Source organism: Neorhizobium sp. T6_25 (assembly GCF_002968555.1).
GTDB lineage: Bacteria > Pseudomonadota > Alphaproteobacteria > Rhizobiales > Rhizobiaceae > Neorhizobium.
In genome coordinates this window covers 114,555-140,161 of record NZ_PVBL01000003.1, presented here as the reverse complement: position 1 = coordinate 140,161, position 25,607 = coordinate 114,555, and the positions used below count along the sequence as shown (strand labels likewise).

Below are 25,607 nucleotides of genomic sequence, written 5' to 3'. Positions count from 1 at the left end.
CCGATGACAGAGCCGCTTCTTTCCGTCCGCGATCTCTCCGTCGCCTTCCATCAGGGCAGCGATACATCGATTGCCGTCGACGGGGTCTCGTTCGACATCATGCCCGGCGAGGTGATGGCGCTGGTCGGGGAATCCGGCTCCGGCAAGTCGGTGACCGCCAATTCGGTCCTGAAGCTGCTGCCTTATCCTTCGGCAAGCCATCCGTCCGGGGTGATCCTGTTCGACGGCAAGGACATGTTGAAGGCGTCCGAGCCGGAACTGCGCCGCGTACGCGGCAACGACGTCACGATGATCTTCCAGGAGCCGATGACCTCGCTCAATCCGCTTCATTCGATCGAGAAGCAGATCGGCGAAATCCTTGAGCTTCATCACGGAATTGCGGGTCAGGCAGTGCGTATCCGCACGCTCGAACTCCTGAACCAAGTCGGCATACGCGAGCCGGAAAAGCGGCTGAAAGCTTATCCGCACGAGCTGTCAGGCGGGCAGCGCCAGCGCGTCATGATCGCCATGGCGCTCGCCAACCGCCCGAAACTGCTGATCGCCGACGAGCCGACCACGGCGCTCGACGTCACCGTGCAGGCGCAGATCCTCGATCTTCTGCGCGGGCTGAAGGGCGAGCACGGCATGTCCATGCTGTTCATCACACACGATCTCGGCATTGTCCGGAAATTCGCCGATCGCGTCTGCGTCATGACCAAGGGCAAGATCGTCGAGACCGGCACGGTGGAGGAGGTCTTCGCCAATCCGCAACACGCCTATACGCGCCATCTGCTCGCCTCCGAGCCGCGCGGCGAGCCGCCGCCGACCGATCCCTCGAAGCCGGTGGTGATGGAAGGCAAGGACATCCGCGTCTGGTTTCCGATCAAGGCGGGTTTCCTGCGCAAGGTGGTCGATCATGTGAAGGCGGTCGATGGCGTCGATCTCGAACTGCGGGCCGGCGAGACGCTCGGCGTGGTCGGCGAATCCGGCTCGGGCAAGACGACGCTCGGCCTGGCGCTGGCAAGGCTCATCTCCTCCAGGGGCCGCATCGCCTTCATCGGAACGGACATCGACAAGTTCTCCTTCAAGGAAATGCGTCCGTTCCGCGACCGTCTCCAGGTCGTCTTCCAGGATCCCTATGGGTCGCTGAGCCCCCGCATGTCGGTCGGCGATATCGTCGCCGAGGGACTGAAGGTGCATGAGCGGTCGCTCTCCGCCGATGGCCGCGACGAGCGTGTCGCCTGGGCCCTGAGCGAAGTCGGCCTCGATCCGGCGACCCGCTGGCGTTATCCGCACGAATTTTCCGGCGGCCAGCGGCAGCGCATCGCAATCGCCCGCGCCATGGTGCTGAAACCGCGTTTCGTGATGCTCGACGAGCCGACATCGGCGCTCGACATGACCGTGCAGGCCCAGGTTGTCGATCTCCTGCGCGACCTGCAGAAGAAGCACGATCTCGCCTATCTCTTCATCAGCCACGATCTGAAGGTGGTGAAGGCGCTCGCCAACCACGTCATCGTCATGCGGCTCGGCAAGGTGGTGGAAGAAGGTCCCGCGGACCAGATTTTCCAGGCGCCGAGAGAGGATTATACCCGCGCCCTGATGGCCGCCGCCTTCAATCTGGAAGCCGTCGAAATCGAAGCCATCAACCAGTAATCATAGCAATCAAGGTCAATCAGTCCATGCCTGCCAAACATCCGGTCGTCGTCGATCTTAAATTCGAGCGCCGCGAGATCGATGCCGCCCTCGCCAGCGCCTTCACCGGCCGCACCGTGCTGCACGCCTCCGATCCGGGAGTGGACATGTCCGAGGCGCGCTACGCTGTGATCTGGAAGCCGGACCCGGATCTGTTCCAGCGGGCGCCGAAGCTGGAGGTGTTGTTTTCCGGCGGCGCCGGCGTCGATTATATCCTCACCATGCCCGGCCTGCCGGACATTCCGATCGTCCGTTTCGTGGATGAAAGCCTGACGACGCGGATGAGCGAATGGGTTGTGCTGCAGGCCCTGAGTCACCTGCGGCAGGTGCCGGCCTATCTCGGGCAGCAGCGCGAACGCCAGTGGCGCGAACTCTCCCAGCCGGAAGCGAAGGACCTGACCGTCGGCGTGATGGGCCTTGGCGTGCTCGGCCAGGACGCGGTCCGCAAACTGAAGATCATGGGTTTCGACGTGATCGGCTGGTCGCGCAGCAAAAAGACGATCGAGGGCGTCGAGACCTTCGACGGCGGCGAGCTCGATGCTTTCCTTGCCCGCACCGACATTCTGGTCGGCCTCCTGCCGCTGACGCCCGAGACGCGCGGCATCTTCAATGCCTCGTTGTTTGCGAAGCTTCACCAGGGCGGCGCCTTGGGCAAACCGGTCTTCATCAATGCCGGACGCGGCGGCAGCCAGGTGGAGAGCGATCTTGTTGCCGCGCTCGACAACGGCATCCTCGGCGGCGCGTCCCTGGATGTGTTCGAGAAGGAGCCACTCGGTGCGGATAGCCCGCTCTGGACGACGGACAACGTCATCATTACCCCCCACGCGGCTTCCGCGTCCGATGTAAGGGCGCTGTTTCGCAATGCGGAGACCCAGATGGAACGCTACGAGGCGGGCGACCCCTTGCAGCACGTGGTAGATCGCCGGGCGGGCTACTGAGCCCTCCTGCCGGAACATTCGTTTCCGCCGACCGTTTCTTGTGCATGAGCCGGGCATTCCGGCCGAACAAGGAGCGAAATCATGAACACTCGTTTCGATCCCCAGGAAGCCGAGCCCCGTCATCCGAACCCGATCGGTTCGCCGCCGGTTGTTGAGACCGCTACGGAAGCGCGGCAGGGAAGCTGGGGTGCACCGGTCCTGAAGGTGCTGATTGCCGGCCTTATTCTGGCAATGGTCGCCTGGGCCGGCGCCGAGTGGTACGGCCGGAGCGCCGCACCGCCGGACGAACAGACCGCTACGCCGCCAGCCGGAAGCACGACGCCCGCTAACCCGAATGCGCCGCCGACCGCCAATCCCTCTACGCCGCCGGCCGCCGCGCCACCGGCAACCAACTCGAAATCCGGCAACTGACTACATCATTTCTGATTTTTTCGGCCGCGACCCCTCGCGGCCGAATTGCGTCTGGACTTGTTCTGCATTTTTTTCGATAAAAATGCCCGGAGGTTGATCAGCCGCTGCCTCCATACGCATCGAAATCGGCGGAGCCGGCCCGGAAGGGCCGGGGCAGGGGCAGGCATGACCAAGACCGATATCGCGAGCAGGGTTTATAACCACACCTGGAAGCTCGACCCGATCATCCGCAGTCTGATCGATACGGATTTCTACAAGCTCCTGATGCTGCAGATGATCTGGAAACTCTATCCGAACGTGGACGCCACGTTTTCGCTGATCAACCGCACGACCAGCGTCAAGCTGGCGGAGGAGATCGACGAGGGCGCGCTGCGCGAGCAGCTCGACCATGCCCGCACGGTCGGCCTGTCCAAGAAGGAGATGATCTGGCTCGCGGGTAACACGTTTTATGGTCGCAAGCAGATTTTCGAGCCGGAATTCCTCAACTGGCTGTCCACCTACAAGCTGCCGGAATACGAACTCTCGAAGCGCGACGGCCAGTACGAACTGACCTTTCACGGCAAGTGGATGGAAACGACGCTCTGGGAAATCCCCGCACTCGCGATCATCAACGAGTTGCGCTCCCGCTCCGCGATGCGCTCGCTCGGTTTCTTTACGCTCGACGTTCTCTACGCCCGGGCCAAGGCCAAGATGTGGGAAAAGGTCGAGCGGCTGCAGGCATTGCCGGGCCTGCGCATCTCCGATTTCGGTACGCGCCGTCGTCACAGCTTCCTGTGGCAGCGCTGGTGCGTAGAGGCGCTCAAGGAAGGCATCGGCCCGGCGTTCACCGGCACCAGCAACGTCCTGCTTGCGATGGACTCCGATCTCGAGGCCGTGGGGACCAATGCGCACGAACTGCCCATGGTGGCCGCGGCACTCGCCGAGACCGCCGAGCAGCTGCGCGCTTCCCCTTACCAGGTCCTGAAGGACTGGAACCGGCTTTACGGCGGCAACCTGCTGATCGTCCTGCCGGACGCCTTCGGTACGGCGGCGTTCCTGCGCGATGCGCCGGACTGGGTGGCCGACTGGACAGGTTTCCGCCCCGACAGCGCTCCGCCGATCGAGGGCGGGGAAAAGATCATTGCCTGGTGGAAGAAGATGGGCCGCAACCCCAGGGAAAAGCTGCTGATCTTCTCCGACGGGCTGGACGTCGATGCGATCATCGACACCTACCGGCATTTCGAGGGCCGCGTGCGCATGAGCTTCGGTTGGGGCACCAACCTGACCAACGATTTCGCCGGCTGCGCACCCCATGAGATTGCCGGCCTGATGCCGATCTCCATCGTCTGCAAGGTAAGCGAGGCGAATGGCCGTCCGGCGGTGAAGCTTTCCGACAATCCGCGCAAGGCGACCGGAGATCCGGCCGAGGTGGAACGGTATCTGAAGTTCTTCGGCCAGGAAGATCGCGTCGATCAGGTCGTTCTGGTCTGATCGCAAAGCTCAAAGGGCGACAGGCCCCGCTGGAAGTTGGCGGAGCCTGTCTGTGTTGGTTGGCTTAAGAGGAATTGGGGGCCTTCGTTTACCGGATAACCTGCACGACGGTGTGGGTCTGCGGATCGACGATCACGCGCTGATTATTCACTACCGTGTAGGCATACTTCGGATTGCTGGGCACCGGTGTGACGACGACGCTCTGCGGGATCGGCTTGCCGACAACGATCGGCTGCTCGACGGTCACGGAGGCGGTCGGGGCGGGCTGTTCCTCGACATAGGTGACGACTTCGCGCGGTGGCGGATCGATGGCGGTACCGGCTACGGCACCGACGACCCCGCCCACTGCGGCGCCGACTGGACCGCCGACGATAGCACCGGTAACCGCGCCGCCGGCTGCACCGTTGACGGTGCCCTGCTGTGCTCCGGCCTGGGTCGCGAAGGAAGCGGCGAGAATGGCGCAGGACGCGAGAATGATCTTCTTCATGGGTCTTCTCCTTTTTTTGAACTTCCGAAGGGCTAACCCGCCAGTTTTTGAGTGGTTCCTGTCTAGCAGTCACCTTTCGTAAGGGTCTGAAATCTTGAGCGAGGTGGTGTTCGGGAGATGCGGCCATGTTCCGCTCGTCGAAACTGAGCCGGCAACGTAGCCCTCACAGGCCTCCGTTCCGGCAAATCTATCGGCTTAGCGGCCGGCGCTGCGCCCTGACCCCAGGGATCTAGATCAAAAAATCGACATCGAGACTCCGCTCCTATTGCCAAGCGACGATCGGAGTCTATTTGCCTCCTTCAGTCCGGGAGGATCTGCCGTTGGAATATCGTTTCCTGATCGTCGAAGACAGTTTGCTGGTCGCGATGGATATCGAGGACGCCGTCCATCGAAGCGGCCATGACGTCGTCGGAATAGCACCCGACATGACCGTGGCGCTGAACTATACCCGCGACACGGATATAGCCTTCGTGGACGTGCGCCTTGCCGACGGCGAGACCGGCCCCGAGATCGCCAAGGCGCTGGCGGAATACGGCATCGTGGTAATCATGATTACCGGCAATCCGGGCCTTGTGGCGGCGGGCGTCTCCGGGGTCCTCGGCGTAATGGCAAAACCGCTGACCGACCAGGCTTCGATGGATCTTATCCAGTTCGCCGTCGATCGCAAGAACGGCCGGCCGGGCGTGCCGCCGGCGCGGCTGCGGCTCTTTCACTGAAAGCGGCCTGATTGTCCGACAGTTTAAATAACTTCTGCCCCTGAGATGACAGGACCGGATATCCGCGCTATGGGATCGCCCCAGAGCGACAGCGGGTCATACATGCGTTACTTCATCACCGGGACGGCAGGCTTCATTGGTTTCCACTTGGCGCGACGCCTGCTGGAAGATGGCCACGAGGTTCTAGGCTTCGACGGGATGACGCCCTATTACAGCCTGCGCCTCAAGGAAGCTCGCAATGCCGGGCTCACACAATTCCCTGCCTTCCGCCCGGTTATCGGCATGCTGGAGGAAAAGTCGCTGCTCGACAAGTCGGTCGAGGACTTCAAGCCGGATGTGATGATCCACCTCGCCGCCCAGGCCGGCGTGCGCTACAGCCTTGAAAATCCCAAGGCCTATCTCGATTCCAATCTCATCGGCTCCTGGAATATCCTGGAGATTGCCCGCAACTACGGCGTCGGCCATTTGATGCTCGCTTCGACCTCGTCGGTCTACGGTGCCAATCCGGACATTCCCTTCCGCGAAAGCGACCGCGCCGACGAACCCTTGACCTTCTATGCGGCGAGCAAGAAGGCCATGGAACTGATGGCGCACAGCTACGCCCATCTCTACAAGGTGCCGATTACCGCCTTCCGCTTCTTCACGGTCTACGGTCCCTGGGGCCGGCCGGACATGGCGCTCTTCAAGTTCGTCAAGGCGATGATCGAGGATCGCGAGATCGAGATCTACGGCGAAGGCAAGATGAGCCGGGACTTCACCTATATCGACGACCTGGTGAATTCGATCATCGACCTCTCCAAGGTCTATCCCGGCGAAGACAATCGCGTCGCGGACATCGATACGCTCTCCCATCAGGCACCGTTCCGCGTCGTCAATATCGGCGGCGGCCAGCCTTCAGGCCTCATCGATTTCGTCGAAACCATAGAACGGATCATGGGAAAGCCGGCCAAGCGCAAGATGCTGCCGATGCAGAAGGGCGACGTGCCGAGAACCTTCGCCAGCCCCGATCTTCTCGTGGCGCTGACCGGCCGCAAACCGGAGATCGGCCTGGAGGAAGGCGTCAAGGCCTTCGTGCAATGGTATCTCGACCACCGCCACGAGATCGACTGAGCGGCTTCCCGCCGAGAACCGCATGCCGAAAGCCGGCACCGGAAAACACCGGAGCGGTGCTGACGACTCGGCCGTTCGGCGCCTCATGCGTTAAATCAATGGCGCGGCGATCTCGAAGGGTGCTTCCGACCTTAATTCCGAGGAAACGTACCATCCATCCCACTGCGAGAACTGCTGAAAGACGCGAGTGTAGCCGTTTCTCAGCAATAGTTCTTCGATGCCCTTCTCGGTCTTGGAATTCAGCTCGACCGAGATGAGACTGAAACGTCGTCGGGCAAAGTCGAAAGCGGAGAGGATATCGAGTTCGCTGCCTTCGGTATCGATGGAAATATAGTCGATCTCTTGTGGAGCGTCGTATTTGTCGAGCAGATCGTTCAGAGAGATCGTCCTGATGTCGAGAGCGGTTCCGCCCTTGCGGACGTCGGCGAAATGATCGCCATCGGCGAAAGACGCGATCGCGCTGAGCTCGGGATCGACGCCGTCCATGGCCAGAAACCTCACGACTTCTTCCGACTTGGAAGAAACGCATAGATGTTCGATATGAACCATCCGGTTTCTCGCAAGCGCGGCATGCCAGACGGGATTAGGCTCCGCCAAGATCCCGCGCCAATTGAGTTCTTTCTCAAGCCACCAGGTGTTGCTGTTGGTCGCTCCATTCGTCGCGCCGAACTCGACAAAGAACCCGCCTTTCTTTTCCCCGAGCTCATAACAAACCCAGAGATCCTGCAGTATTTGCGCCTTGGATTTCCGGCGCCTCGCAATCGAGTATGCCATGAACGACAAGTCTTCGGATTGCACCCAATCCGTTACCTCGGGGCGGTTCAACCGAACGGCGTTGAAAACTTTCCTTTGAAGTGATGGGTTGTGAAGCAACGATCCGATGCTTCGCGCTGACGCAGACAACAGGATATTCCGGGGGCGCATGCGGTACCCTTTCCACTATCGGCGGATGATCCGCCTGTTTCAGAGCTGCAGAGACAATAACCTAACAGGCTGCCATTACTTCCAGGAGTGCCTCAGCCGCGTCCGAACTCGTCGACGATGCGGATGATGTCGTCCTCGCCGAGATAGGAACCGGTCTGCACCTCGATCACTTCGAGCATGATCTTGCCGGGATTGGCGAGCCGATGCACTTCGCCCTGCGGAATATAGATGGACTCGTTCTCCCTGACGATCCGGGTTTCCTCGCCGATCGTCACTTCCGCCGTGCCCTTGACGCAGATCCAGTGTTCCGAGCGATGGTGATGTTTCTGCAGCGAGAGTTTCTTGCCGGGCGTCACGAACAGCCGCTTCACCTGGAAACGATCGCCGTTGAGCACCGACGTATAGCCGCCCCAGGGCCGATAGGAGGTCGGATGGGTTTCGGTCAGCGCCGCGGTCGCCTTGGCTGCGGCGAGCTGCTTGACGATCTTACCGACATCCTGGCTGTCTTCCAGCCGGCCGATATAGACGGCGTCCTCGCTGGCGATGACGGCGACGCCATCCAGGCCCTGAACTGCGAGATGGCTGGTGCGCGACATCACGAGCGAGTTCCTGGTGTTGATCAGCGTCGTCTTGCCGGAGGTGACGTTGCCGGCCTCGTCGCGGGCGCCGAGCTTCCAGACGGCGTCCCAGCTTCCGAGATCGGACCAGTTAAACGATGAGGGTACGACCGCCGCATTGGAGGTCTTTTCCATCAGCGCGTAATCGACCGAGATATCCGGGCTTGCGGCAAATTCCTGCGCATCGAGGCGGGTGAAGTCGAGGTCGCTCGAAGCCTTGGCAAGTGCGGCGCGGGCGGCCGCCTCGACCTCGGGCGCGAAGGTGGAAAGTTCGCTCAGCACCTGACCGGCCTTGAACATGAAGATACCGGAGTTCCAGACAAAACCGCCGGTCGACAGCATCTTCTCGGCCTCGGCGAGCACCGGCTTCTCGACAAAGCGCTTGACCTTGCAGGCGCCGGCCGGCAGCGCCTCGCCGATCTCGATGTAACCATACCCGGTGGCGGGCTCCGTCGGAGCAATGCCGAAGGTGACGAGCTTGCCGGAAAGGGCCGTCTGCCTGGCAATGCCGATCGCATCGAAATAGCCGGCATCCGCGGTGATCTCGTGGTCCGAGGCAAGCACCTGCAGGATCGCATCCTCGCCGAAGCGGCCTTCGACGAAGGCGGCAGCGACGGCGACTGCCGGGGCGGTATTGCGGGCGACGGGTTCGAGCAGGATGCCGGAGAGCTTGATGCCGAGTTCGCGGGCCTGTTCGGCCACCAGGAACCGGAAATCCTCGTTGGTGATGACGACCGGAGCCTCATAGAGCTTTGGGTCCGAAACGCGCAACAGCGTCGCCTGGAACAGCGTTTTGTCGCCGATGAACTGGATGAACTGTTTTGGCGCGCTTGCGCGGGACAGCGGCCAGAGCCGCGTGCCCTTGCCGCCTGCCATGATGACGGGGATGATCTTGCTATTCATTCCAATATCTCCGGCAGTTATCGTCCGATTATCGCTCAAATTTTTGCAGCCCAGGCGCGGATGAGGTTCAGCCCGTCGTGCAACAGGGCCTTCGCCTCGTCTTCCGTCCCGGCTTCCACATAACAGCGCATTTCCGGTGCGTTGCCCGATGGCCGCAAATGCACGATCCGGCCATCCTCAAGCGTCACCCGCAGGCCATCGATATCGCTTTTGGCAGCGACTGTCGAAATCGGCGCGAGGAACGCCGCAAGATTGTCGTCGGATCGCCTGAGATGCGCCATCAGCGCGGCGCTCGTTTCCACGGGAAAATTCTCCAGCCGGTCGGCCGCAGCAAACGGCAGGCGGAAACCGGCCGCGATTTGCGACAGGGGCTTCTTCTCGCGCGCAGCCAGCACAAGCGTCGCCAGCACCGGCAGGAAACTGTCGCGGGTGGGAAGTGGCGAGAGCGTGCCCGTGCCGGTATCGAAAGGCGAGGCGGTCAGAAGCCCGCCATTCGCTTCGAAGCCCATGACGCCCGTCTTGCCGGCTTCGAGTGCTGCGAGCATGCCGGAGATGACAAACGGCGATCCGACCTTGGTGCGGACGGTCTCGAAATCCCCAGCCGCCTCGATGCCCGAATTGGAGGTGACCGGCGTTACGACCACCTGCGCCTTCAGGAACTTTGCCGCGATCAGGCCCAAAAGATCGCCGCGCAGCGGTTCTCCCGTTTCGTCGGAAACCAGCGGCCGGTCGCCGTCGCCGTCGGCAGAGATGATCGCGTCGAGCCCATGTTCGCGCGCCCAGCCCTTGAGGAGGCCGATTGTCTCGATCGAGACCGCTTCCGTGTCGACTGGAATGAATTCTTCGGAGCGGCCGAGCGGCACTGCGTCTGAGCCATAAACTTCAAGAACCCGCACCATGAGATCGCGGGCAACCGTCGAATGCTGATAGACGCCGACCTTGAGGCCGGCGAGCGCGCCCGCGGGTAGCATTGCAATATTGCGGGCGAGGAACAGCGCCTCGGCTTCGGCAGAATGATCCGGCGCTTCGCCGGGCGTCGTGTCGATCTCGCTTCTGTCCAGTTCGGCAGCGACCGCGGTGATCCGCATCTCGTCCTGTTTGTCGATCTCCCCATTCGGCCGGTAGAATTTGATGCCGTTGCGGTCAGCCGGGATATGCGAGCCGGTGATCATCAGCGATGCGGCCTTGAGCTGAAGCCCGTAGAGCGCCAGCGTCGGCGTCGGCACCGCGCCGCAATCGATCGGCGAAAGGCCGGCGCGCTTCAGCGCTCCGATGCAGGTGGCGGCGATGCCGGGGCTGGACGGGCGGAAATCGCGGCCCACCAGCACCGCATCACCCAGTCGGGCCGTGCCCGTTTCCAGGAGATGCCGGGCAAAGGCCTGGGTGTAGAGCGATGAAGCCCGCCCCTCCAGGTCAGTCACAAGGCCCCGAAGACCGCTCGTTCCGAATTTCATGCGCTACCCATCAAGGAGACTCCAAGGATCGTCCTAGTTCATTTCCTATGAAGATAAAGTTGAAATTGGCAAGACCCCAAATCGGCGGTGTAGTGCCTAAGCTCGTTCCGCAAAGCTTGGCGAGCCAGTCGAAATGATGTTATCCTTGACGGCATGATCAGGGCCTTGTTCCGATATTTAGGCCTGTTCTTGAGTTCGGCTGCTTCGGGTTCGAAGCTTAGGAGAGCCGTGATGCGAGCGAATATCGTAAAGAGCGTCGCCTTCGTGGTGCCGATTGCCGGCCTTGCGTTTCTCATGGCCGTGGGCGAGCCGGCCGACGAGGCATGCCCGGGAAACCTCGCGTTTGAGAAATCCCGCCAGCTCGTCGAACAACGCCCCGAGATCGTCGATGTCGCCTGGGGCAATCTTCGCTGGATCGCCGATTGTCGGTTCTCCATGGGTGGCTATGCCGACATCAACACCGACAAGGGCCTGGACCGTAGGGATTTCGAGCTCGTAGTCGCTTTCGATCCGCAGCTGCGCCGTTGGCAGCAGGTCAGCTTTTCGATCTCCCAATAGTGCAGGGTCCGTCGCGAATCAATCGACCCCGCACGCCATGGCGGGGTCTAGCGGGTCGGGATCGATTTATCTGCCTCGACAGACGCGCGTCGTCTTGGTGACCCACCGCCCATGATGGCGGTACTCGACGCTGCGGACCCTGCAGTGCGGACGGTAATGGTGCCTGGAATACTGCCGATAGTAGGGGCGATGGTAGCGATGGTACGGCCGATAGTGGTGTCCGGGCCGATATCCTCGATCGCCAATCGTTATGCTGAAACTATCGGCGAGGGTCGGGGCCGCGGTCGTGGTAAGACATCCAAGCCCGATGATGCAGGCGGCAATGAACTTTTTCATTTTCTCCTCCTTCGGATTGGCCGCTGGATTGGCGGTTTCCGTGAAGGTAGGCCGCGGAAAATGAACGAACGCTGACGGCTGTGTTCATGTTCCGTCAGAGTTGCCGGCCGCGGCAGAGCTTCCCGGTCAAAACTCCGCCCATATCGACAGCGCAACGCCCCGCGGCGTCGCCTGTCTCAGGCAGCCCGGCCCGATCTGGTGCGGGATTGCCCCCGATTGTCGATGCGGAACAGATTGACGATCTCGGCCAGTGCTTCCATTTCCCGGCTTGTCCTCTCGGTGGAGGCTGAAAGATCACCAACGAGCCGGTTGCTGTGGGCATTGAGCTCGTCGAGATCTTTCATCGCGCTCGACAATTGCCGAAGGTTGGCACTTTGATTGTTGCTTTCGCTGGTTATCTGGCTGGAAAGCGAAGAGACGAATGCGATGGACGAGACGATCTGGGAAAACTGCTCGCTCGCCTGGCGGACCAGTTCGGCGCCTGCCTTCACCTCCGCCTGGCTTTTCTGAATGAGCGCTTTGACTTCGTTGGAAGCATTGGCGGTCGACTGGGCGAGAGAGCGCACCTCGGTTGCGACGACCGCGAACCCTCTCCCGCTTTCGCCTGCACGCGCGGCTTCGACGCCCGCGTTGAGCGCCAGCAGGTTTGTTTGGAACGCGACATCCTCGATGACACCGATGATTTCGGAAATCTTGCCGGAGGAGACGGTGATCTGCGCCATGGCGCTTTCCGCGCCGTTCATGACCTGGCTGCCGTTTTCAGCCATGTGGCTGGTATCCGAGATCACGCTGGTGGCCTCGCCAGCCCGCTTGGAATTCTGGCCGACGGTTTCGGCAACAGCGTTCGTTGTCACAGCCGTTGTCTGAAGCATCGACGACTGACGTGTAGACCGCCCGTTCAATTCTGTGGTTCCGCGCAGAATCTCGTCGCTGGATGCCGAGACGGACGCGCAAGCATCGGCCAGCCGTGACACGACGGCCGAGAGGCGGCTCGTCACTGCGTTCGCATTGTCCTGCAGCTCGGCAAATGCGCCTTTGTGGACACCTTCGAACCGGATCGTCAGGTCGGCATTGGCAAGTGCATCCAGGACGCGGCTGGTTTCGTTGAGCCCGCCTTCGAAGCTCGATATCAGCGTATTGAGGCTCTGAGCCAGTTCGTGATGTTCGGGACGGTCGAATGGACCGTTGACGCGACCGGAGAAATCGCCCTCGGTCGCCTTGTTGACGACCCCGCGCACCTGGCTCTGCAGCAGCCGGGCTTCCGCCGAGACATTGGCGAGACTGGTGCTCTGGGATTGCGCTTCCTTCTCCAGCGTATCGCGCATTTGGGCATTTTCCCGGAACACGGCCAGGGCATCGATCATGGCGCGAATTTCCTTGGCGCCCCGACGTTTCGGCACGACGACCTCGATGTTGCCGCCCGCAAGCAACTTCATCGACGCGGTGATCCGCACGATCGGACCGGCAATCCGCTGGGCGACGAACAGCAGAATGACGACGCCCACGACGGCGAGTGCGGCGGCGGTCGTCAGTTCGTTGCGTATCTCGGTCTCAAGCGTGTCGCCGGCTGACACAACCCTGTCGGATGCTGCCTTGTCCACGACCGTGTTGATGTCGAGGATCTTTGCCAATATGGCCGTGCGCGAGCGGGTAAGCTGCTCGGCCGTCGGGATAGCGTTCGCCCGATCGAGTCCGAGCATGATACGCACGTTGCTGCGCCATGCAGCATGCAGTTCGGTGAGATTTCTGACGTTGTCGGAAACGGCAGGCGACAGCGAATTACGGCTGAACTCGGCAAGCGTCGCCTCCAAAGCGCCATTTGTCGTGTCAAACCGCTTTTTGACCTCTTCGACCGAAACAAACGTCGTCATCGCCAGGAGATTTGCGACCACGCCCGACACATTCTCGAACTGTGCTCCGGTCCTCGCAGCCAGCGTCTTGGCGGCAATCGCGTCTTGCACGACGCGTTCCACGTGCGCCTGGCCCTCGATCGCCTGCGATCCGACGAGGGCGGCAGCTCCCAGGCCCGCGAGAATGGAGAGAATGAGGGGAAGAAGGATCTGGAATCGGACTGAAAGTGCCATGGCGTGCTACTCAGTTTGGTAAGGTCGGCAGGAGCAAATCCTGCTGCTCGGGAGTGAGGGTCTTCAGGAAAGCGATCAGGTCTTCCCGTTCGTGATCGGTCACGAAAAATGGCGATATGTGATCCGAGCGTGACGGGCTTTCGGCACCGCCGCTTTCGTAGTGAGCAATCACGTCCTCCATGGTCGCCAGGCTGCCGTTATGCATATACGGGCCCCGATAGAGAGTGTTGCGAAGGCTGGGCGTCTTGAAAGCATACAAGGCTTTGGGATTATTCGGTTCCACCTTGGCCCGCCCGATGTCGCTTGTGGGCAGCCCGGTATTGTGAAACTTGTGGTCGGTGAAATTCCAGCCCGTGTGGCAGACCGAGCAATTTGCTTTGCCGGTGAACAGTTCAAACCCTCGTTTGGCACTGTCCGAGACCGCGGCCTGGTCGCCGTCCACCCAGCGGTCGAACGGCGACCACGCGGAAACAACGGTTCGTTCATAGGTCGCGAGCGCCGCCAGCAGCGTTTCCTGGGTCGCGCCCTTGTCCGGGAATATCTGCTTGAACCAGCTGTCGTAGTCGGAAATGGAGCGCAGATCGGCGACGATCTGGTCGAGCTTGCCATTCATCTCCGCGGGTGCCGTGATCGGTCCTGCGGCTTGCGCCTCGAGTGTCGGCGAACGACCATCCCAGAACAGGGAGGTGGTCCACGCTACGTTCAGAATTGTCGGTGCCTGTCGGGACAGATGTGTGTTGGCTGCACCCACCGGCGTCTTGACCGGCACTTCGAAGCCGAACGATGGATTGTGACAGCTGGCGCAGTTCATGTTTTTCGCGCCCGACAGCCGCGGGTCGAAAAACAACATCTTTCCGAGCGTCGCCAACTGCAACGAATAGGGCGTCACCTTGTCGAAGGGGATGGCGAGAGGCCGCTTGAAATCGGCAAGATTTCCAGCTGTCGCGCCTTGGAATGACACGGCTGAGAAAAGGGCGATGCAGAGAACCGAACGGCGCATGGCTGAATTATCCAGAAGGTGAACTTAGCGCTTGATGACCGGGATCAGCTTGGTTGGAGCCGTCCGGTTGTCGTCTGAAAGGAAAGTAACCAAAAAGAGTAAAATTTTTGCATAACGAATTTCTAACTCAACCTATTATTGAAAAATTGGCAAATGATAAGAAGCGGCTTCAACCCGGCGTTCGTGCAGGGCGGGTCGTATATCCAGCTGAAGAGCCTGACATGTCTCAGTTCAAGGGCATCGCGTGATGCGCATCCTTGCGTCATTTGTCTTCCATCCCCGGATGGCGATACGGCTGCAGGAACACAACCGATGCCGGCCGAACCGAAAAAATCCTTGGATGACGGCCCGAATGATTTCTGGAGATTTCGCGATGGTTCCGAGGAATAAGCCACTGGCGGGCTCGAACAGCATCCGAGCGGGATGCGGGGCAATCGAGGGCATCAGCCCCCGGCCAGCAGGTACGCAACAGAAAAAGCAATTTAAAGAGCCAATGGCGGACAAGGTGGGATTCGAACCCACGGTACGCTTTCACGCACACACGCGTTCCAGGCGTGCGCCTTAAACCACTCGGCCACCTGTCCTTGGTTGCTTTGCGTCGTCTGAGAAGCAAAACGTTGGAACGGCCGCGATATATACCGATCAGTTCCCCGGGATCAACCCGAATCTGAACGTTTTTTGACACTGGGCGGGAAAACCTTCCTGGCCGCGTTGCCAAGCCTCGGCGCGCGGACTATTTCTTCTGCCATAAATGCCGTCGTGCTGCAGGCGGCGCGACCGTGATCAACGACGCGGGCTTGTTCGGAATGGCAGTCATACGGTTCGTCTTCCATCTGCTCAGCGGGCTTGCGCTGGTTGCCGCGATCGTTGCCGGCACGCTGGATTCCATCCAGTCCGTGTCGTCCTCGTCCGTGGTGCTGACCAGCCTTGGCAACGCCTGGCTCAATCTCGATCCGGAAAGCCTGACGCTCGCGGAATTCGTCGTGAGCACGTATCTCAGTCAGGATATCTGGCGGCCCTTCGTGACGCCGGTGCTGGCGCAGCCGGCATTCGTGGTGTTTCTGGCAATCGCCCTGATCTTCTGGATGGCCGGATACAGCAGGCCGCATTTCGCAGGGCGGTTTTCCGCCTGAAGGGCTGGCCGTACCAGTTCCCCGAAGGTCGCGGCTAAAGCCGCGTGTTTGTGCAGTTTTTCCACAGCATTGTCGAAGTTTTCAGCAGGTTCGTTGTTTTTTACCAGTTGAAAAAAATCTCGTGAATTTTTCCGAAACCCGTGCAAGAGTGACCGAAGCCAGACCCTTGAAGAAAAAGGGCCGGTGGCCGCAGACATGCCCGGAGAACGGGATTGCGGGGGGACCTAACAGCTAAAAAACAGGGCTGCACGATGAAGAAAACCCTTTTGAGCCTCATTGCCATGGCTGCCATGTCGGCAACCGCGCTTGCCGCGGATATCAAGCCGGCGCTGGTCTACGGCACGGGCGGCAAGTTCGACAAATCCTTCAACGAAGCCGCTTCCGTCGGCGCCGAAAGGTTCAAGAAGGAAACGGGGATCGACTTCCGGGATTTCGAACCGACCAGCGACACCCAGGGCGAGCAGGCTATCCGCAACTTCGCAAGCCGCGGCTTCAACCCGGTGGTCGCCGTATCGTTCGCCTGGACCTCGGCCATGGAAAAGGTCGCGGCTGAGTTCCCGGACACCAAGTTCGCGATCGTCGATTCGGTCGTCGACCTGAAGAACGTCCGTTCGGTCCTCTACAAGGAAGAAGAAGGTTCCTACCTCGTCGGCCTTCTCGCCGGCATGGCGTCGAAGACGGGCAAGGTCGGTTTCGTCGGCGGCATGGATATCCCGCTGATCCGCAAGTTCGGCTGCGGTTATGTCCAGGGCGTCAAGGCGGCCAAGCCCGATGCGCAGGTCTTCCAGAACATGACCGGCACGACCGGTGCTGCCTGGAACGATCCGGTCCGTGGCGGCGAACTCACCAAGAACCAGATCGATCAGGGCGCCGACGTCGTTTACGCGGCTGCCGGCGCGACCGGCCTCGGCGTGCTGCAGACCGCTGCCGACAACAAGAAGCTGTCGATCGGCGTCGATTCCAACCAGAACCACCTGCATCCGGGTTCGGTTCTGACGTCGATGGTCAAGCGCGTCGATCTTGCCGTCTACAATGCCTTCAAGGACACCAAGGAAGACAAGTTCACGGCCGGCATTCAGGCTCTCGGCGTCAAGGAGGACGGCGTTGCCTACGCGCTCGACGACAACAACAAGGCGCTGATCACGCCCGAAATGAAGACCGCCGTTGAAAAGGCCAAGGCCGACATCATTGCCGGCACCATCAAGGTGCACGACTACATGTCGAACAAAGCCTGCAACAAGTAAGGTCGGGTTTGGAGGGGCGCAGGGCGGTGATGACCGCCATGCGCCCTTTTTGCATATCAGGCGGAAGGGCGAACCATTGAGCCTCGATTCTCCGAAGGAGCCCGCGATCGAGCTTGTCGGCATCGACAAGAAATTCGGTACGGTACACGCGAACAAGAACATCAATCTGACGGTCGCCAAAGGCTCGATCCACGGTATCATCGGGGAAAACGGTGCCGGCAAATCGACCCTGATGTCGATCCTCTACGGCTTCTACCAGGCCGACCATGGGGAAATCCGCATTTCCGGAAAGCCGGTGACAATCCGGGATAGCCAGGCAGCGATCGCCGCGGGCATCGGCATGGTGCATCAGCACTTCATGCTGGTCGAGAATTTCACCGTGCTGGAAAACGTCATGCTCGGCGCCGAAGGCGGCCAACTCCTCGCCAAGGGCGTCGCGAGCGCCCGCAAGGAACTGAAGCGGTTGGAGGACGATTACGGCCTCGAGGTCGATCCCGACGCGGTCATCGAGGAACTGCCGGTCGGCAGCCAGCAGCGCGTCGAAATTTTGAAGGCGCTTTATCGCGGCGCCGACATCCTCATTCTTGACGAGCCGACCGGGGTGCTGACACCGCCGGAGGCAGACCACCTTTTCAAGGTTCTGCGCGTGCTGCGCGATCAGGGCAAGACGATCATCCTCATCACCCACAAGCTGCGCGAGATCATGGCGATCACCGACACGGTGTCCGTCATGCGCCGCGGGGAAATGGTCGCGACCCGCAAGACCGCCGAAACGACCGTCGAAGAGCTCGCCGAACTGATGGTCGGCCGCCGGGTCCTGCTGCGCGTCGAAAAGGGTGCTGCCCATCCGGGCGGGGTTCTGATGTCGGTCAGGAACCTCACGGTCAAGGACAGCCGCGGCGTCACCATGGTCGACGACGTCTCCTTCGACGTGCGGGCCGGCGAAATCGTCGGCATCGCGGGCGTCGCCGGCAACGGCCAGTCCGAGCTCCTCGAAGCGATCGCCGGCATCCGCAAGCCTTCGTCCGGCGAGATCTTTATCGATGGCAAGCCCGTCGCTGGGGTCGATCCGGCGGGCCTGCGCGATCTCGGGCTCGCGCATATCCCCGAAGACCGCCACCACATGGGCCTGGTCCTGAAGTTCGAGGAATACGAAAACTCGATCCTCGGTTATCACCGCGATCCCAGATACGGCCGCGGGCCGCTCCTGGACCTTGAGGCGATGCGCAAGGATGCCGAGGAGAAGATCGGTAAATACGACATCCGCCCGCCGAACCCGCGGCTTCGGACCGCCAATTTTTCCGGCGGCAATCAGCAGAAGATCGTCGTGGCGCGCGAAATCGAGCGCGATCCGAAAATGCTGATCATCGGTCAGCCGACCCGCGGCGTCGATATAGGCGCCATCGAATTCATCCACAAGCGGATCATCGAGATGCGCGATGCCGGCAAAGCGGTGCTGCTGGTCTCGGTGGAGCTGGACGAGATCCGTTCGCTCTCCGACCGTATCCTGGTGATGTTCGCGGGCAAGATCGTCGGCGAGAAGTCGGGCGAGGCGGGCGAACAGACGCTGGGCCTGATGATGGCCGGGATCGCCGCATGATGTCCGGAGTAATGACGCTTTCAGCAATGACCCATCCGGAGCATGGAATGATTGAACTTTCGGTGGCGGCACCGCGGACGAGGGCAGGGGCATGACCACCGCATCCGTTCCGCTTCCCGCCTGGATCAATTACGGCCTCATTCCGCTGCTCAATCTCGTCCTGGCCTTCTTCTTTTCCGGTCTGGTCGTCTGGGCGATCGGCGAAAGCCCGTTCGAGGCGCTGCAACTGCTGTTGGTCGGGGCGCTTGGCCGTGGCGAGGGCATCGGTTTCACGCTGTTCTACACGACGAGCTTCATCTTCACCGGTCTTTCGGTGGCGGTCGCGATCCATGCCGGCCTGTTCAACATCGGTTCGGAAGGCCAGGCCTATCTCGGCGGTCTTGGTGCGGCGCTCGTGGCGCTCGCCATGGACCGCTATGTGCCCTGGTACGTCACCATGCCTTTCGCGGTGATCGGGGCCGCGCTGTTCGGTGCGGCCTGCGCCGCCATACCCGCCTGGCTGCAGGCCAAGCGCGGCAGCCATATCGTCATCACCACCATCATGTTCAACTTCATCGTCTCGTCGCTGATGAACTACATGCTGGTGCGCCTGCTGATCGTGCCCGGCAAGATGGCGCCGGAAACCCGCACCTTCCTGCCCGGCGGCCAACTTCCCAAGCTCGACTGGCTGATCGCCATGTTTGGCGGCAAGATCGGCGCGGCACCGCTCAACTTCTCCTTCCTGATCGCGCTGATCATGTGCTTCCTGGTCTGGGTGCTGATCTGGCGCACCAAGCTCGGTTACGAAATGCGCACGCTCGGCATCAGCCCGACGGCTGCGAGTTACGCCGGCATCCGTTATTCCAAGATCGTCATGATCACCATGCTGATCTCCGGCGGCCTTGCCGGCATGATGGCGCTGAACCCGGTGATGGGCGCTTCCGCCCGCCTGCAGATCGAATTCGTCGGGGGCGCCGGCTTCGTCGGCATCGCCGTCTCGCTGATGGGCCGCAATCATCCGGCAGGCATCATCCTGGCGGCGCTGCTCTTCGGCATTCTCTATCAGGGCGGGGCCGAACTCTCCTTCGACATGCCGGGCATCACGCGTGACATGATCGTCGTCATTCAGGGCATGGTGATCCTGTTCGCCGGTGCGCTGGAATACATGCTGCGCCCGTCCATCGTCCGGCTCTACCAGCAGCTCACCGGGAAGTAGGCTCATGGATTATTTCGATATTTTCATCAGCATTCTCGGCTCGGCGGTTCGCCTTTCGATCCCGCTTCTGTTCACGGCGCTTGCCGGCCTCTTTTCGGAACGCGCCGGCATTTTCGACATTGGCCTGGAAGGCAAGATGCTGGCATCCGCCTTCGCGGCGGCCTGCGTCGCCTACTGGACCGGCAATGCCTGGTTCGGCCTGCTCGGCGGCATCGGCGTGTCGATCGCGTTTTCGTTCGTGCACGGCTTTGCCTCGATCACCAATCGCGGTAACCAGATCGTCTCCGGCGTGGCGCTGAATTTCGTGGCCGCCGGTCTGACGATCGTGCTCGGCCAGGCCTGGTTCAGGCAGGGCGGGCGCACTGGTCAGGTGCCGCCCGAGGGCCGATTCTCATCCATCGTCCTGCCGGGCGCCGACATGATGCGCGACGTGCCGATCATCGGCCCGCTTTATGCCAACGTGATCTCAGGCAACAACATCCTCACCTACATCGCCTTCCTGATGGTGCCGATCTCCTGGTGGGTTCTCTATCGCACCCGCTTTGGGCTGCGCCTGCGCGCCGTCGGTGAAAACCCGGGTGCGGTGGATACCGCCGGCATTTCAGTTGCCTGGATGCGTTATCGCTCGCTGATCGTCGCAGGATTCCTCTGCGGTTTCGCAGGCACCTATCTGTCGATCGCTCAATCGGCCGCCTTCATCAACAACATGTCGGCCGGCAAGGGGTATATCGCGCTCGCGGCGCTGATCTTCGCCAAGTGGAAGCCGGTGCCGGTCATGCTCGCCTGCCTGCTCTTCGGTTTTCTCGATGCGTTCGCCAATTTCATGCAGGGCAAATCGCTGCCGCTGATCGGTGAAGTGCCGGTACAGATCTTCCAGGCGCTGCCCTATATCCTCACCTGCGTATTGCTCGCCGGTTTCATCGGCACCGCCCGCCCGCCCAAGGCCGGCGGCGTGCCCTATACCAAGGAGCGCTGATCAGATGTCTCACGATCTTTTCGAAGCCGCCCGCGACGCGATGTCCAAGGCTCATGCCCCCTATTCGAAATTCCCGGTGGGCGTGGCGATCCGCGCCGATGACGGCAAGGTCTATCTTGGCGCGAATATCGAGAATATCTCCTTTCCTCAAGGGTGGTGCGCCGAGCCGACGGCGATCGGCGCGATGATCATGGGCGGGGGCAAGAAGATCGTCGAACTGGCGGTGATCGCCGAAAAGCTGGCGCTCTGCTCGCCCTGTGGTGGCTGCCGGCAGAAGATCGCCGAGTTTGCCTCCGCCGGTACGCGCATCTATCTCTGCGACGATCTCGGCGTGCAGAAGACCGTCACCATGGCGGAGCTCCTGCCTTTTGCTTTCGAGACGGACGCGATCGGCTGAGGCGGTGGAGATGAGGCAAGTCATCGATCTGCTCGTCGACCGCCTGAACGGCCTGGTGCCGCGCCACGCGGTCGTGCTCGGCTCAGGCCTCGGTTCGCTGGTGAACGAGGTGACGGAGGCCGTCCGCATTCCCTATGGCGCACTCGAGGGTTTCCCGGTGAGCGGCGTCACCGGGCATGCGGGTGAGATCGTCGCCGGTTATCTCGGAGCCGAGCCGGTTATCATGCTTTCCGGACGCGCTCATTATTACGAGCGCGGCGATGCCAAGGTGATGCGTTTTCCGATCGAGGTGATGAAGGGCCTCGGAGTCCAGTCGCTGATCCTGACCAATTCGGCAGGCTCTCTGAGGGAAGATATGCCGCCGGGCTCGGTGATGCAGATTTCCGACCACATCAACTATTCCGGCATGAACCCGCTGATCGGCGAGGAAGGCGACGGGCGTTTTGTCGGCATGACCACCGCCTATGATGCCGACCTCGCGCTCGATATGCGCAATGCGGCGATCCGTTGCGGCGTGCCGCTGTTTTCCGGCGTCTACATGTGGTTCTCCGGACCGAGCTTCGAGACGCCGGCGGAAATCCGCATGGCGCGCACGCTTGGCGCCGACGCTGTCGGCATGTCGACGGTGCCGGAAGTCATCCTCGCGCGCTATTTCGGGCTGAAGGTTGCGGCCGGGTCGGTCATCACGAATTTCGGCGCAGGCATGACCGGTGCAGAGCTCAGCCACGCGGAAACCAAGGACATGGCCCCCATCGGAGGGCAGCGGCTGGCGGCTATTCTGAAAGAAATGTTGGCCTGATTACACGATGTATTTCAATCGGATACGTCCCGTGCGGCCATGCGTCCCGCCGGTGTGGCTTGCATCTAATCGTTTGAACGGTAAATATGATCAGGCGCATGACCCAGAAGTCGAACAGACTTTGATCGGACCTGCATCGCCTTTGAATTTACTGGGTCCCTGATGCGGCCAACGGTCGCGCGGCGCAGTAACCAAGCCGGGGAGGCACTCGACATGGAACTCCTGAACCCGCGCGAGGCGGCAGCCTTCGCGCTATCGCTTCTCGACCTGACGAACCTGCGCGACGATTGCGACAATGCCGCGATCGAGAAACTGTGCCTGCGCGCCCAGACGTCTTATGGCAACACGGCTGCGATCTGCATCTGGCCGCGTTTCGTCGCCCATGCGCGCCAAATCCTGGGTCCCGAGCATCCGGTCCGCATCGCGACCGTCGTGAATTTTCCGTCGGGTGATCTGTCCGTCACGACCGTGATCGAAGAGACGCGGCAGGCGATCGAGGACGGCGCCGATGAGATCGACATGGTTATTCCCTATCGCAAGCTGCTCGCGGGCGATGAGGCCGCGGTGACCGAAATGGTCGAGGCCGTCCGCGCGGCCTGCCCCGATGCGTGCCTGAAGGTGATCCTCGAGACGGGCGAACTCAAGGACAGCGCGCTGATCCGCCGCGGTTCCGAACTGGCGATTGCTGCCGGCGCCGATTTCATCAAGACGTCGACCGGCAAGGTCGCCGTCAACGCGACGCTCGAAGCTGCCGATATCATGCTGCAGGCGATCCGGGATTCGAAAAAACGGGTCGGCTTCAAGCCTGCCGGCGGGATATCGACTGTTGCCGACGCCGATCTCTACTTCCGGCTTGCCGAAACGATCATGGCTCCCAACTGGATCATGCCGTCCACCTTCCGCTTCGGCGCATCCAGCCTGCTTGACGATATTCTCGGCGTGCTGAGCGGCGGCACCACTGTCCGCGCATCAAGCGGCTACTGACAGGATGATCCCGCAGGAGATCATCCGTCGCAAACGCGACGGAAAAGTCCTCGCCGGCGAGGAAATCGCAGCCTTCATCGCGGCCCTGACAAGAGAGGAAATCTCCGAGGGTCAGGCGGCTGCCTTCGCCATGGCTGTCTTCTTTCGGGGCATGTCCCGCGATGAGACGGTAGCGTTGACGCTTGCCATGCGTGATTCCGGGACTGTCCTGAATTGGGATGGCCTTGGCCGCCCGGTAGCGGATAAGCACTCCACCGGCGGCGTCGGCGACAACGTCTCGCTGATGCTCGCGCCGATCGTTGCCGCCTGCGGTCTTGCCGTCCCGATGATTTCCGGCCGCGGGCTTGGGCATACCGGCGGCACTCTCGACAAGCTGCAGTCGATCCCGGGTTACAGCGTCATGCCGGACGAGATTTTGTTCCGCAAAGTGGTAGACGAGGTCGGTTGTGCCATTATCGGGCAGACGAGCGACCTCGCTCCTGCCGACCGCCGGCTCTACGGTATCCGCGACGTGACGGCCACCGTCGAATCCATACCATTGATTACAGCCTCCATCCTCTCCAAGAAACTCGCGGCCGGGCTCGGCAGCCTCGTGCTCGACGTGAAAGTCGGTAACGGCGCCTTCATGGAAAGCTTAGGTGAGGCGGAAACGCTCGCCCGCTCGCTGGTCGAGGTGGCGAACGGGGCGGGCGTGAAGACGGCAGCGTTGTTGACTGACATGAACCAGCCGCTCGCCGATGCGGCCGGCAATGCGCTCGAAATCGTCAACTGTCTCGATTTCCTCGCCGGATTGAAAGCCGGTACGCGGCTTGAAGCCGTCATTCTGGCGCAGGCCGCGGAAATGCTGGTTCAGGCAGATATGGCGCATGACCTTTCGGAAGCCGAGGAAAATGCGCGACTGGCCCTGAGTTCCGGCGAAGCGATGGAGCGTTTCGCCCGCATGGTCCATGCGCTCGGCGGACCAGTGGATTTCTGCGAGCGACCGGATGCCTATCTGCAACCTGCACCGGTGCGGCTGCGCGTGCCGGCGTCGCGCGATGGATACCTTGTCGCCTGCGAGACCCGCGCCCTCGGCCTGGCCGTGGTCGAACTCGGCGGAGGCCGCAAGCGGGCCGCAGATCCGATCGATCATCGTGTCGGCTTCAGCGCATTGTTGCCGCTCGGTAGTTCCGTGTCGGAAGGCGAGCCGATCGCCATGGTACATGCCAGAACTGAAGAGGATGCCAGGCGGATCGCCGAGGATGTCGCGCGTTTCTACACGATCGCTGATGCTCCGGTCGCAGCCGCGCCGGTAATCCTCAAGCGCATCGGCTGATCACTGGATCAGCTTCAGGTTCCCGCCTTCCACCTGGAAGGATTTCAGCTTCTTCAAGAAACTCATGCCGACCAGGGTGCCTGTCAGCGCCTTGTCGCGCAGCACGAAGGCATCGACGTCCTTGACGCGCACGCCGCCGATCTCGATCCGGTCGAGGACCACATGCGCCGCCTCGGTGCCGCCATTGGCGGTATTGACCGTGTAGCGGAAATTCAGGCCGTTGGCGCTGTAGCCCAGCTTGCGGGCCGTGCTCTCATTTATCGCCACCAGGGACGCGCCGGTATCGACGAGGCCGTCGACGGATTTGCCGTTCATCCGGAACGTGCCGTTGAAATGTCCGCGTCCATCCGCTTCGAGCGTCACGCTGCCGGACGTCACCGAGACAGGGGTCGCCTTTGCGGGCGCTCCGACGGCGGCCATCGCCTCCGGCGGATGATCGGCACGCTGGATCATCGCTGGGATCTGTGTCGCCAGCAGCGCCGCAACGGCGGCAAAAATGACGGTGCGCAGGAGCATGAACAATCCTCTCGGCATGAACCGGATATCCGCTTCCTGCATAGCCGGAAAATCATAAGAAAACGGCCCGCGAAATCTTCGCAGGCCGTTCATTTCAAAGCTTGGTAAGCGAATTCTAAATTAATTACTTGGTACCGTACATGCGGTCGCCGGCGTCACCGAGACCGGGCACGATATAGCCATTTTCGTCGAGGTGGCTATCGATCGAGGCGGTGTAGATCTTCACGTCCGGATGCGCCGCGCGGAAGTTCGCGATGCCCTCTGGGGCTGCAAGCAGGCAGAGGAAGCGGATATTGTGCGCGCCGCGTTCCTTCAGCTTGTCGACTGCGGCGATCGAGGAATTGCCGGTCGCCAGCATCGGATCGACAACGATGATCAGCCGCTCTGCGATATCGTCCGGCGCCTTGAAGTAATATTCGACCGGCTGCAGCGTTTCATGGTCGCGGTAGACGCCGATATGCGAGACGCGGGCGGAAGGCACCAGTTCCAGCATGCCTTCCAGAAGCCCGTTGCCGGCACGCAGGATCGAAGCGAAGACCAGCTTCTTGCCCTCGACGACCGGCGCCTGCATTTGCGTGAGCGGCGTCTCGATGGTTTCCATGGTCAGTTCGAGGTCGCGGGTTACCTCGTAGCAGAGCAGCATCGAGATTTCCCGGAGCAGCCGCCGGAAACCCGCCGTCGAGGTTTCCTTCTTGCGCATGATCGTCAGCTTGTGCTGCACCAGCGGATGAGCGATGACAGTGACGCCGTCCATGAGCTTCCCCTTATT

General features: G+C 61.4%; 24 protein-coding genes and 1 tRNA gene. 16 read left to right on the top strand and 9 right to left on the bottom strand.

The features are described from left to right. The first annotated feature begins 3 nt into the window (after positions 1-3). The 4 genes from C5L10_RS05220 (at position 4) to pncB (ending at position 4,490) form a co-directional block, all read left to right on the top strand. On the top strand, positions 4-1,632 hold the full coding sequence (locus C5L10_RS05220) for an ABC transporter ATP-binding protein (protein ID WP_105428787.1): 1,629 nt from the start codon (positions 4-6) through the stop codon (positions 1,630-1,632). A 26-nt stretch (positions 1,633-1,658) separates the two neighbouring features. Further along, complete coding sequence (locus C5L10_RS05215) at positions 1,659-2,609, top strand: glyoxylate/hydroxypyruvate reductase A (protein ID WP_046667241.1); 951 nt, start codon at positions 1,659-1,661, stop codon at positions 2,607-2,609. An 81-nt stretch (positions 2,610-2,690) separates the two neighbouring features. Then, positions 2,691-3,020, top strand: coding sequence for a hypothetical protein (locus C5L10_RS05210; protein ID WP_105428786.1), 330 nt, complete (start codon positions 2,691-2,693; stop codon positions 3,018-3,020). Positions 3,021-3,185: 165 nt separating this feature from the next. Then, positions 3,186-4,490 carry a nicotinate phosphoribosyltransferase gene (pncB, locus tag C5L10_RS05205; RefSeq protein WP_105428785.1) on the top strand — a complete coding sequence of 435 codons (1,305 nt, stop codon included), beginning with the start codon at positions 3,186-3,188 and terminating at the stop codon, positions 4,488-4,490. Positions 4,491-4,578: 88 nt separating this feature from the next. Here pncB and C5L10_RS05200 read toward each other — a convergent pair whose 3' ends face one another. Beyond that, a complete protein-coding gene (locus C5L10_RS05200; RefSeq protein WP_046638067.1) occupies positions 4,579-4,977 on the bottom strand; it encodes a DUF1236 domain-containing protein in 399 nt (132 codons plus the stop codon). Positions 4,978-5,297: 320 nt separating this feature from the next. Between C5L10_RS05200 and C5L10_RS05195 the strand changes: the two genes are divergently transcribed. Together C5L10_RS05195 and C5L10_RS05190 are read left to right on the top strand one after the other, a co-directional pair. Beyond that, positions 5,298-5,693 carry a response regulator gene (locus tag C5L10_RS05195; protein WP_046667243.1) on the top strand — a complete coding sequence of 132 codons (396 nt, stop codon included), beginning with the start codon at positions 5,298-5,300 and terminating at the stop codon, positions 5,691-5,693. Between the two features lie 102 nt (positions 5,694-5,795). Then, positions 5,796-6,803 carry an NAD-dependent epimerase/dehydratase family protein gene (locus tag C5L10_RS05190; RefSeq protein ID WP_105428962.1) on the top strand — a complete coding sequence of 336 codons (1,008 nt, stop codon included), beginning with the start codon at positions 5,796-5,798 and terminating at the stop codon, positions 6,801-6,803. Positions 6,804-6,893: 90 nt separating this feature from the next. On the opposite strand, the gene C5L10_RS05185 is transcribed toward C5L10_RS05190, so the two are convergent. The 3 genes from C5L10_RS05185 to C5L10_RS05175 form a co-directional block, all read right to left on the bottom strand. Continuing rightward, the gene (locus tag C5L10_RS05185; protein ID WP_245447924.1) at positions 6,894-7,577 is read right to left on the bottom strand and encodes an FkbM family methyltransferase; all 684 of its coding nucleotides are present in this window, start codon (positions 7,575-7,577) and stop codon (positions 6,894-6,896) included. Positions 7,578-7,819: 242 nt separating this feature from the next. Continuing rightward, a complete protein-coding gene (locus C5L10_RS05180) occupies positions 7,820-9,247 on the bottom strand; it encodes a mannose-1-phosphate guanylyltransferase/mannose-6-phosphate isomerase (protein WP_105428783.1) in 1,428 nt (475 codons plus the stop codon). A gap of 35 nt (positions 9,248-9,282) precedes the next feature. After that, a complete protein-coding gene (locus C5L10_RS05175; RefSeq protein WP_105428782.1) occupies positions 9,283-10,701 on the bottom strand; it encodes a phosphomannomutase in 1,419 nt (472 codons plus the stop codon). A gap of 231 nt (positions 10,702-10,932) precedes the next feature. Between C5L10_RS05175 and C5L10_RS05170 the strand changes: the two genes are divergently transcribed. Further along, the gene (locus tag C5L10_RS05170; protein WP_046667247.1) at positions 10,933-11,259 is read left to right on the top strand and encodes a hypothetical protein; all 327 of its coding nucleotides are present in this window, start codon (positions 10,933-10,935) and stop codon (positions 11,257-11,259) included. A gap of 512 nt (positions 11,260-11,771) precedes the next feature. Here the strand turns inward: C5L10_RS05170 and C5L10_RS05165 are convergent. From C5L10_RS05165 to C5L10_RS05155, 3 genes are all read right to left on the bottom strand, one after another. After that, on the bottom strand, positions 11,772-13,679 hold the full coding sequence (locus C5L10_RS05165; protein ID WP_105428781.1) for a methyl-accepting chemotaxis protein: 1,908 nt from the start codon (positions 13,677-13,679) through the stop codon (positions 11,772-11,774). A 10-nt stretch (positions 13,680-13,689) separates the two neighbouring features. After that, positions 13,690-14,679, bottom strand: a complete 990-nt coding sequence (locus C5L10_RS05160; RefSeq protein WP_105428780.1) for a cytochrome-c peroxidase — start codon at positions 14,677-14,679, stop codon at positions 13,690-13,692. 494 nt (positions 14,680-15,173) lie between these two features. Next, positions 15,174-15,263, bottom strand: a tRNA-Ser gene (locus C5L10_RS05155). Between the two features lie 222 nt (positions 15,264-15,485). On the opposite strand from C5L10_RS05155, the gene C5L10_RS05150 reads away from it, so the two are divergent. The 9 genes from C5L10_RS05150 to deoA all read left to right on the top strand — a co-directional run bounded on the left by C5L10_RS05150 (position 15,486) and on the right by deoA (position 24,322). Continuing rightward, positions 15,486-15,812, top strand: coding sequence for a hypothetical protein (locus C5L10_RS05150; protein ID WP_052751872.1), 327 nt, complete (start codon positions 15,486-15,488; stop codon positions 15,810-15,812). A gap of 251 nt (positions 15,813-16,063) precedes the next feature. Next, positions 16,064-17,056 carry a BMP family protein gene (locus tag C5L10_RS05145; protein ID WP_046667251.1) on the top strand — a complete coding sequence of 331 codons (993 nt, stop codon included), beginning with the start codon at positions 16,064-16,066 and terminating at the stop codon, positions 17,054-17,056. A gap of 76 nt (positions 17,057-17,132) precedes the next feature. Next, complete coding sequence (locus tag C5L10_RS05140; RefSeq protein WP_105428779.1) at positions 17,133-18,656, top strand: ABC transporter ATP-binding protein; 1,524 nt, start codon at positions 17,133-17,135, stop codon at positions 18,654-18,656. A gap of 91 nt (positions 18,657-18,747) precedes the next feature. After that, on the top strand, positions 18,748-19,851 hold the full coding sequence (locus C5L10_RS05135) for an ABC transporter permease (protein WP_105428778.1): 1,104 nt from the start codon (positions 18,748-18,750) through the stop codon (positions 19,849-19,851). 4 nt (positions 19,852-19,855) lie between these two features. Beyond that, on the top strand, positions 19,856-20,827 hold the full coding sequence (locus tag C5L10_RS05130) for an ABC transporter permease (RefSeq protein ID WP_046667254.1): 972 nt from the start codon (positions 19,856-19,858) through the stop codon (positions 20,825-20,827). Positions 20,828-20,831: 4 nt separating this feature from the next. After that, positions 20,832-21,224, top strand: coding sequence for a cytidine deaminase (locus tag C5L10_RS05125; RefSeq protein WP_046638056.1), 393 nt, complete (start codon positions 20,832-20,834; stop codon positions 21,222-21,224). A gap of 10 nt (positions 21,225-21,234) precedes the next feature. Next, the gene (locus C5L10_RS05120) at positions 21,235-22,023 is read left to right on the top strand and encodes a purine-nucleoside phosphorylase (protein ID WP_105428777.1); all 789 of its coding nucleotides are present in this window, start codon (positions 21,235-21,237) and stop codon (positions 22,021-22,023) included. 213 nt (positions 22,024-22,236) lie between these two features. After that, on the top strand, positions 22,237-23,007 hold the full coding sequence (gene deoC, locus C5L10_RS05115; protein ID WP_105428776.1) for a deoxyribose-phosphate aldolase: 771 nt from the start codon (positions 22,237-22,239) through the stop codon (positions 23,005-23,007). Between the two features lie 4 nt (positions 23,008-23,011). Continuing rightward, positions 23,012-24,322 carry a thymidine phosphorylase gene (gene deoA, locus C5L10_RS05110; protein WP_105428775.1) on the top strand — a complete coding sequence of 437 codons (1,311 nt, stop codon included), beginning with the start codon at positions 23,012-23,014 and terminating at the stop codon, positions 24,320-24,322. Here deoA and C5L10_RS05105 read toward each other — a convergent pair whose 3' ends face one another. Together C5L10_RS05105 and upp are read right to left on the bottom strand one after the other, a co-directional pair. Then, positions 24,323-24,838, bottom strand: coding sequence for a TIGR02281 family clan AA aspartic protease (locus C5L10_RS05105; protein ID WP_105428961.1), 516 nt, complete (start codon positions 24,836-24,838; stop codon positions 24,323-24,325). A 124-nt stretch (positions 24,839-24,962) separates the two neighbouring features. Continuing rightward, positions 24,963-25,592, bottom strand: a complete 630-nt coding sequence (gene upp / locus C5L10_RS05100) for a uracil phosphoribosyltransferase (protein ID WP_105428774.1) — start codon at positions 25,590-25,592, stop codon at positions 24,963-24,965. Positions 25,593-25,607 lie beyond the last annotated feature (15 nt).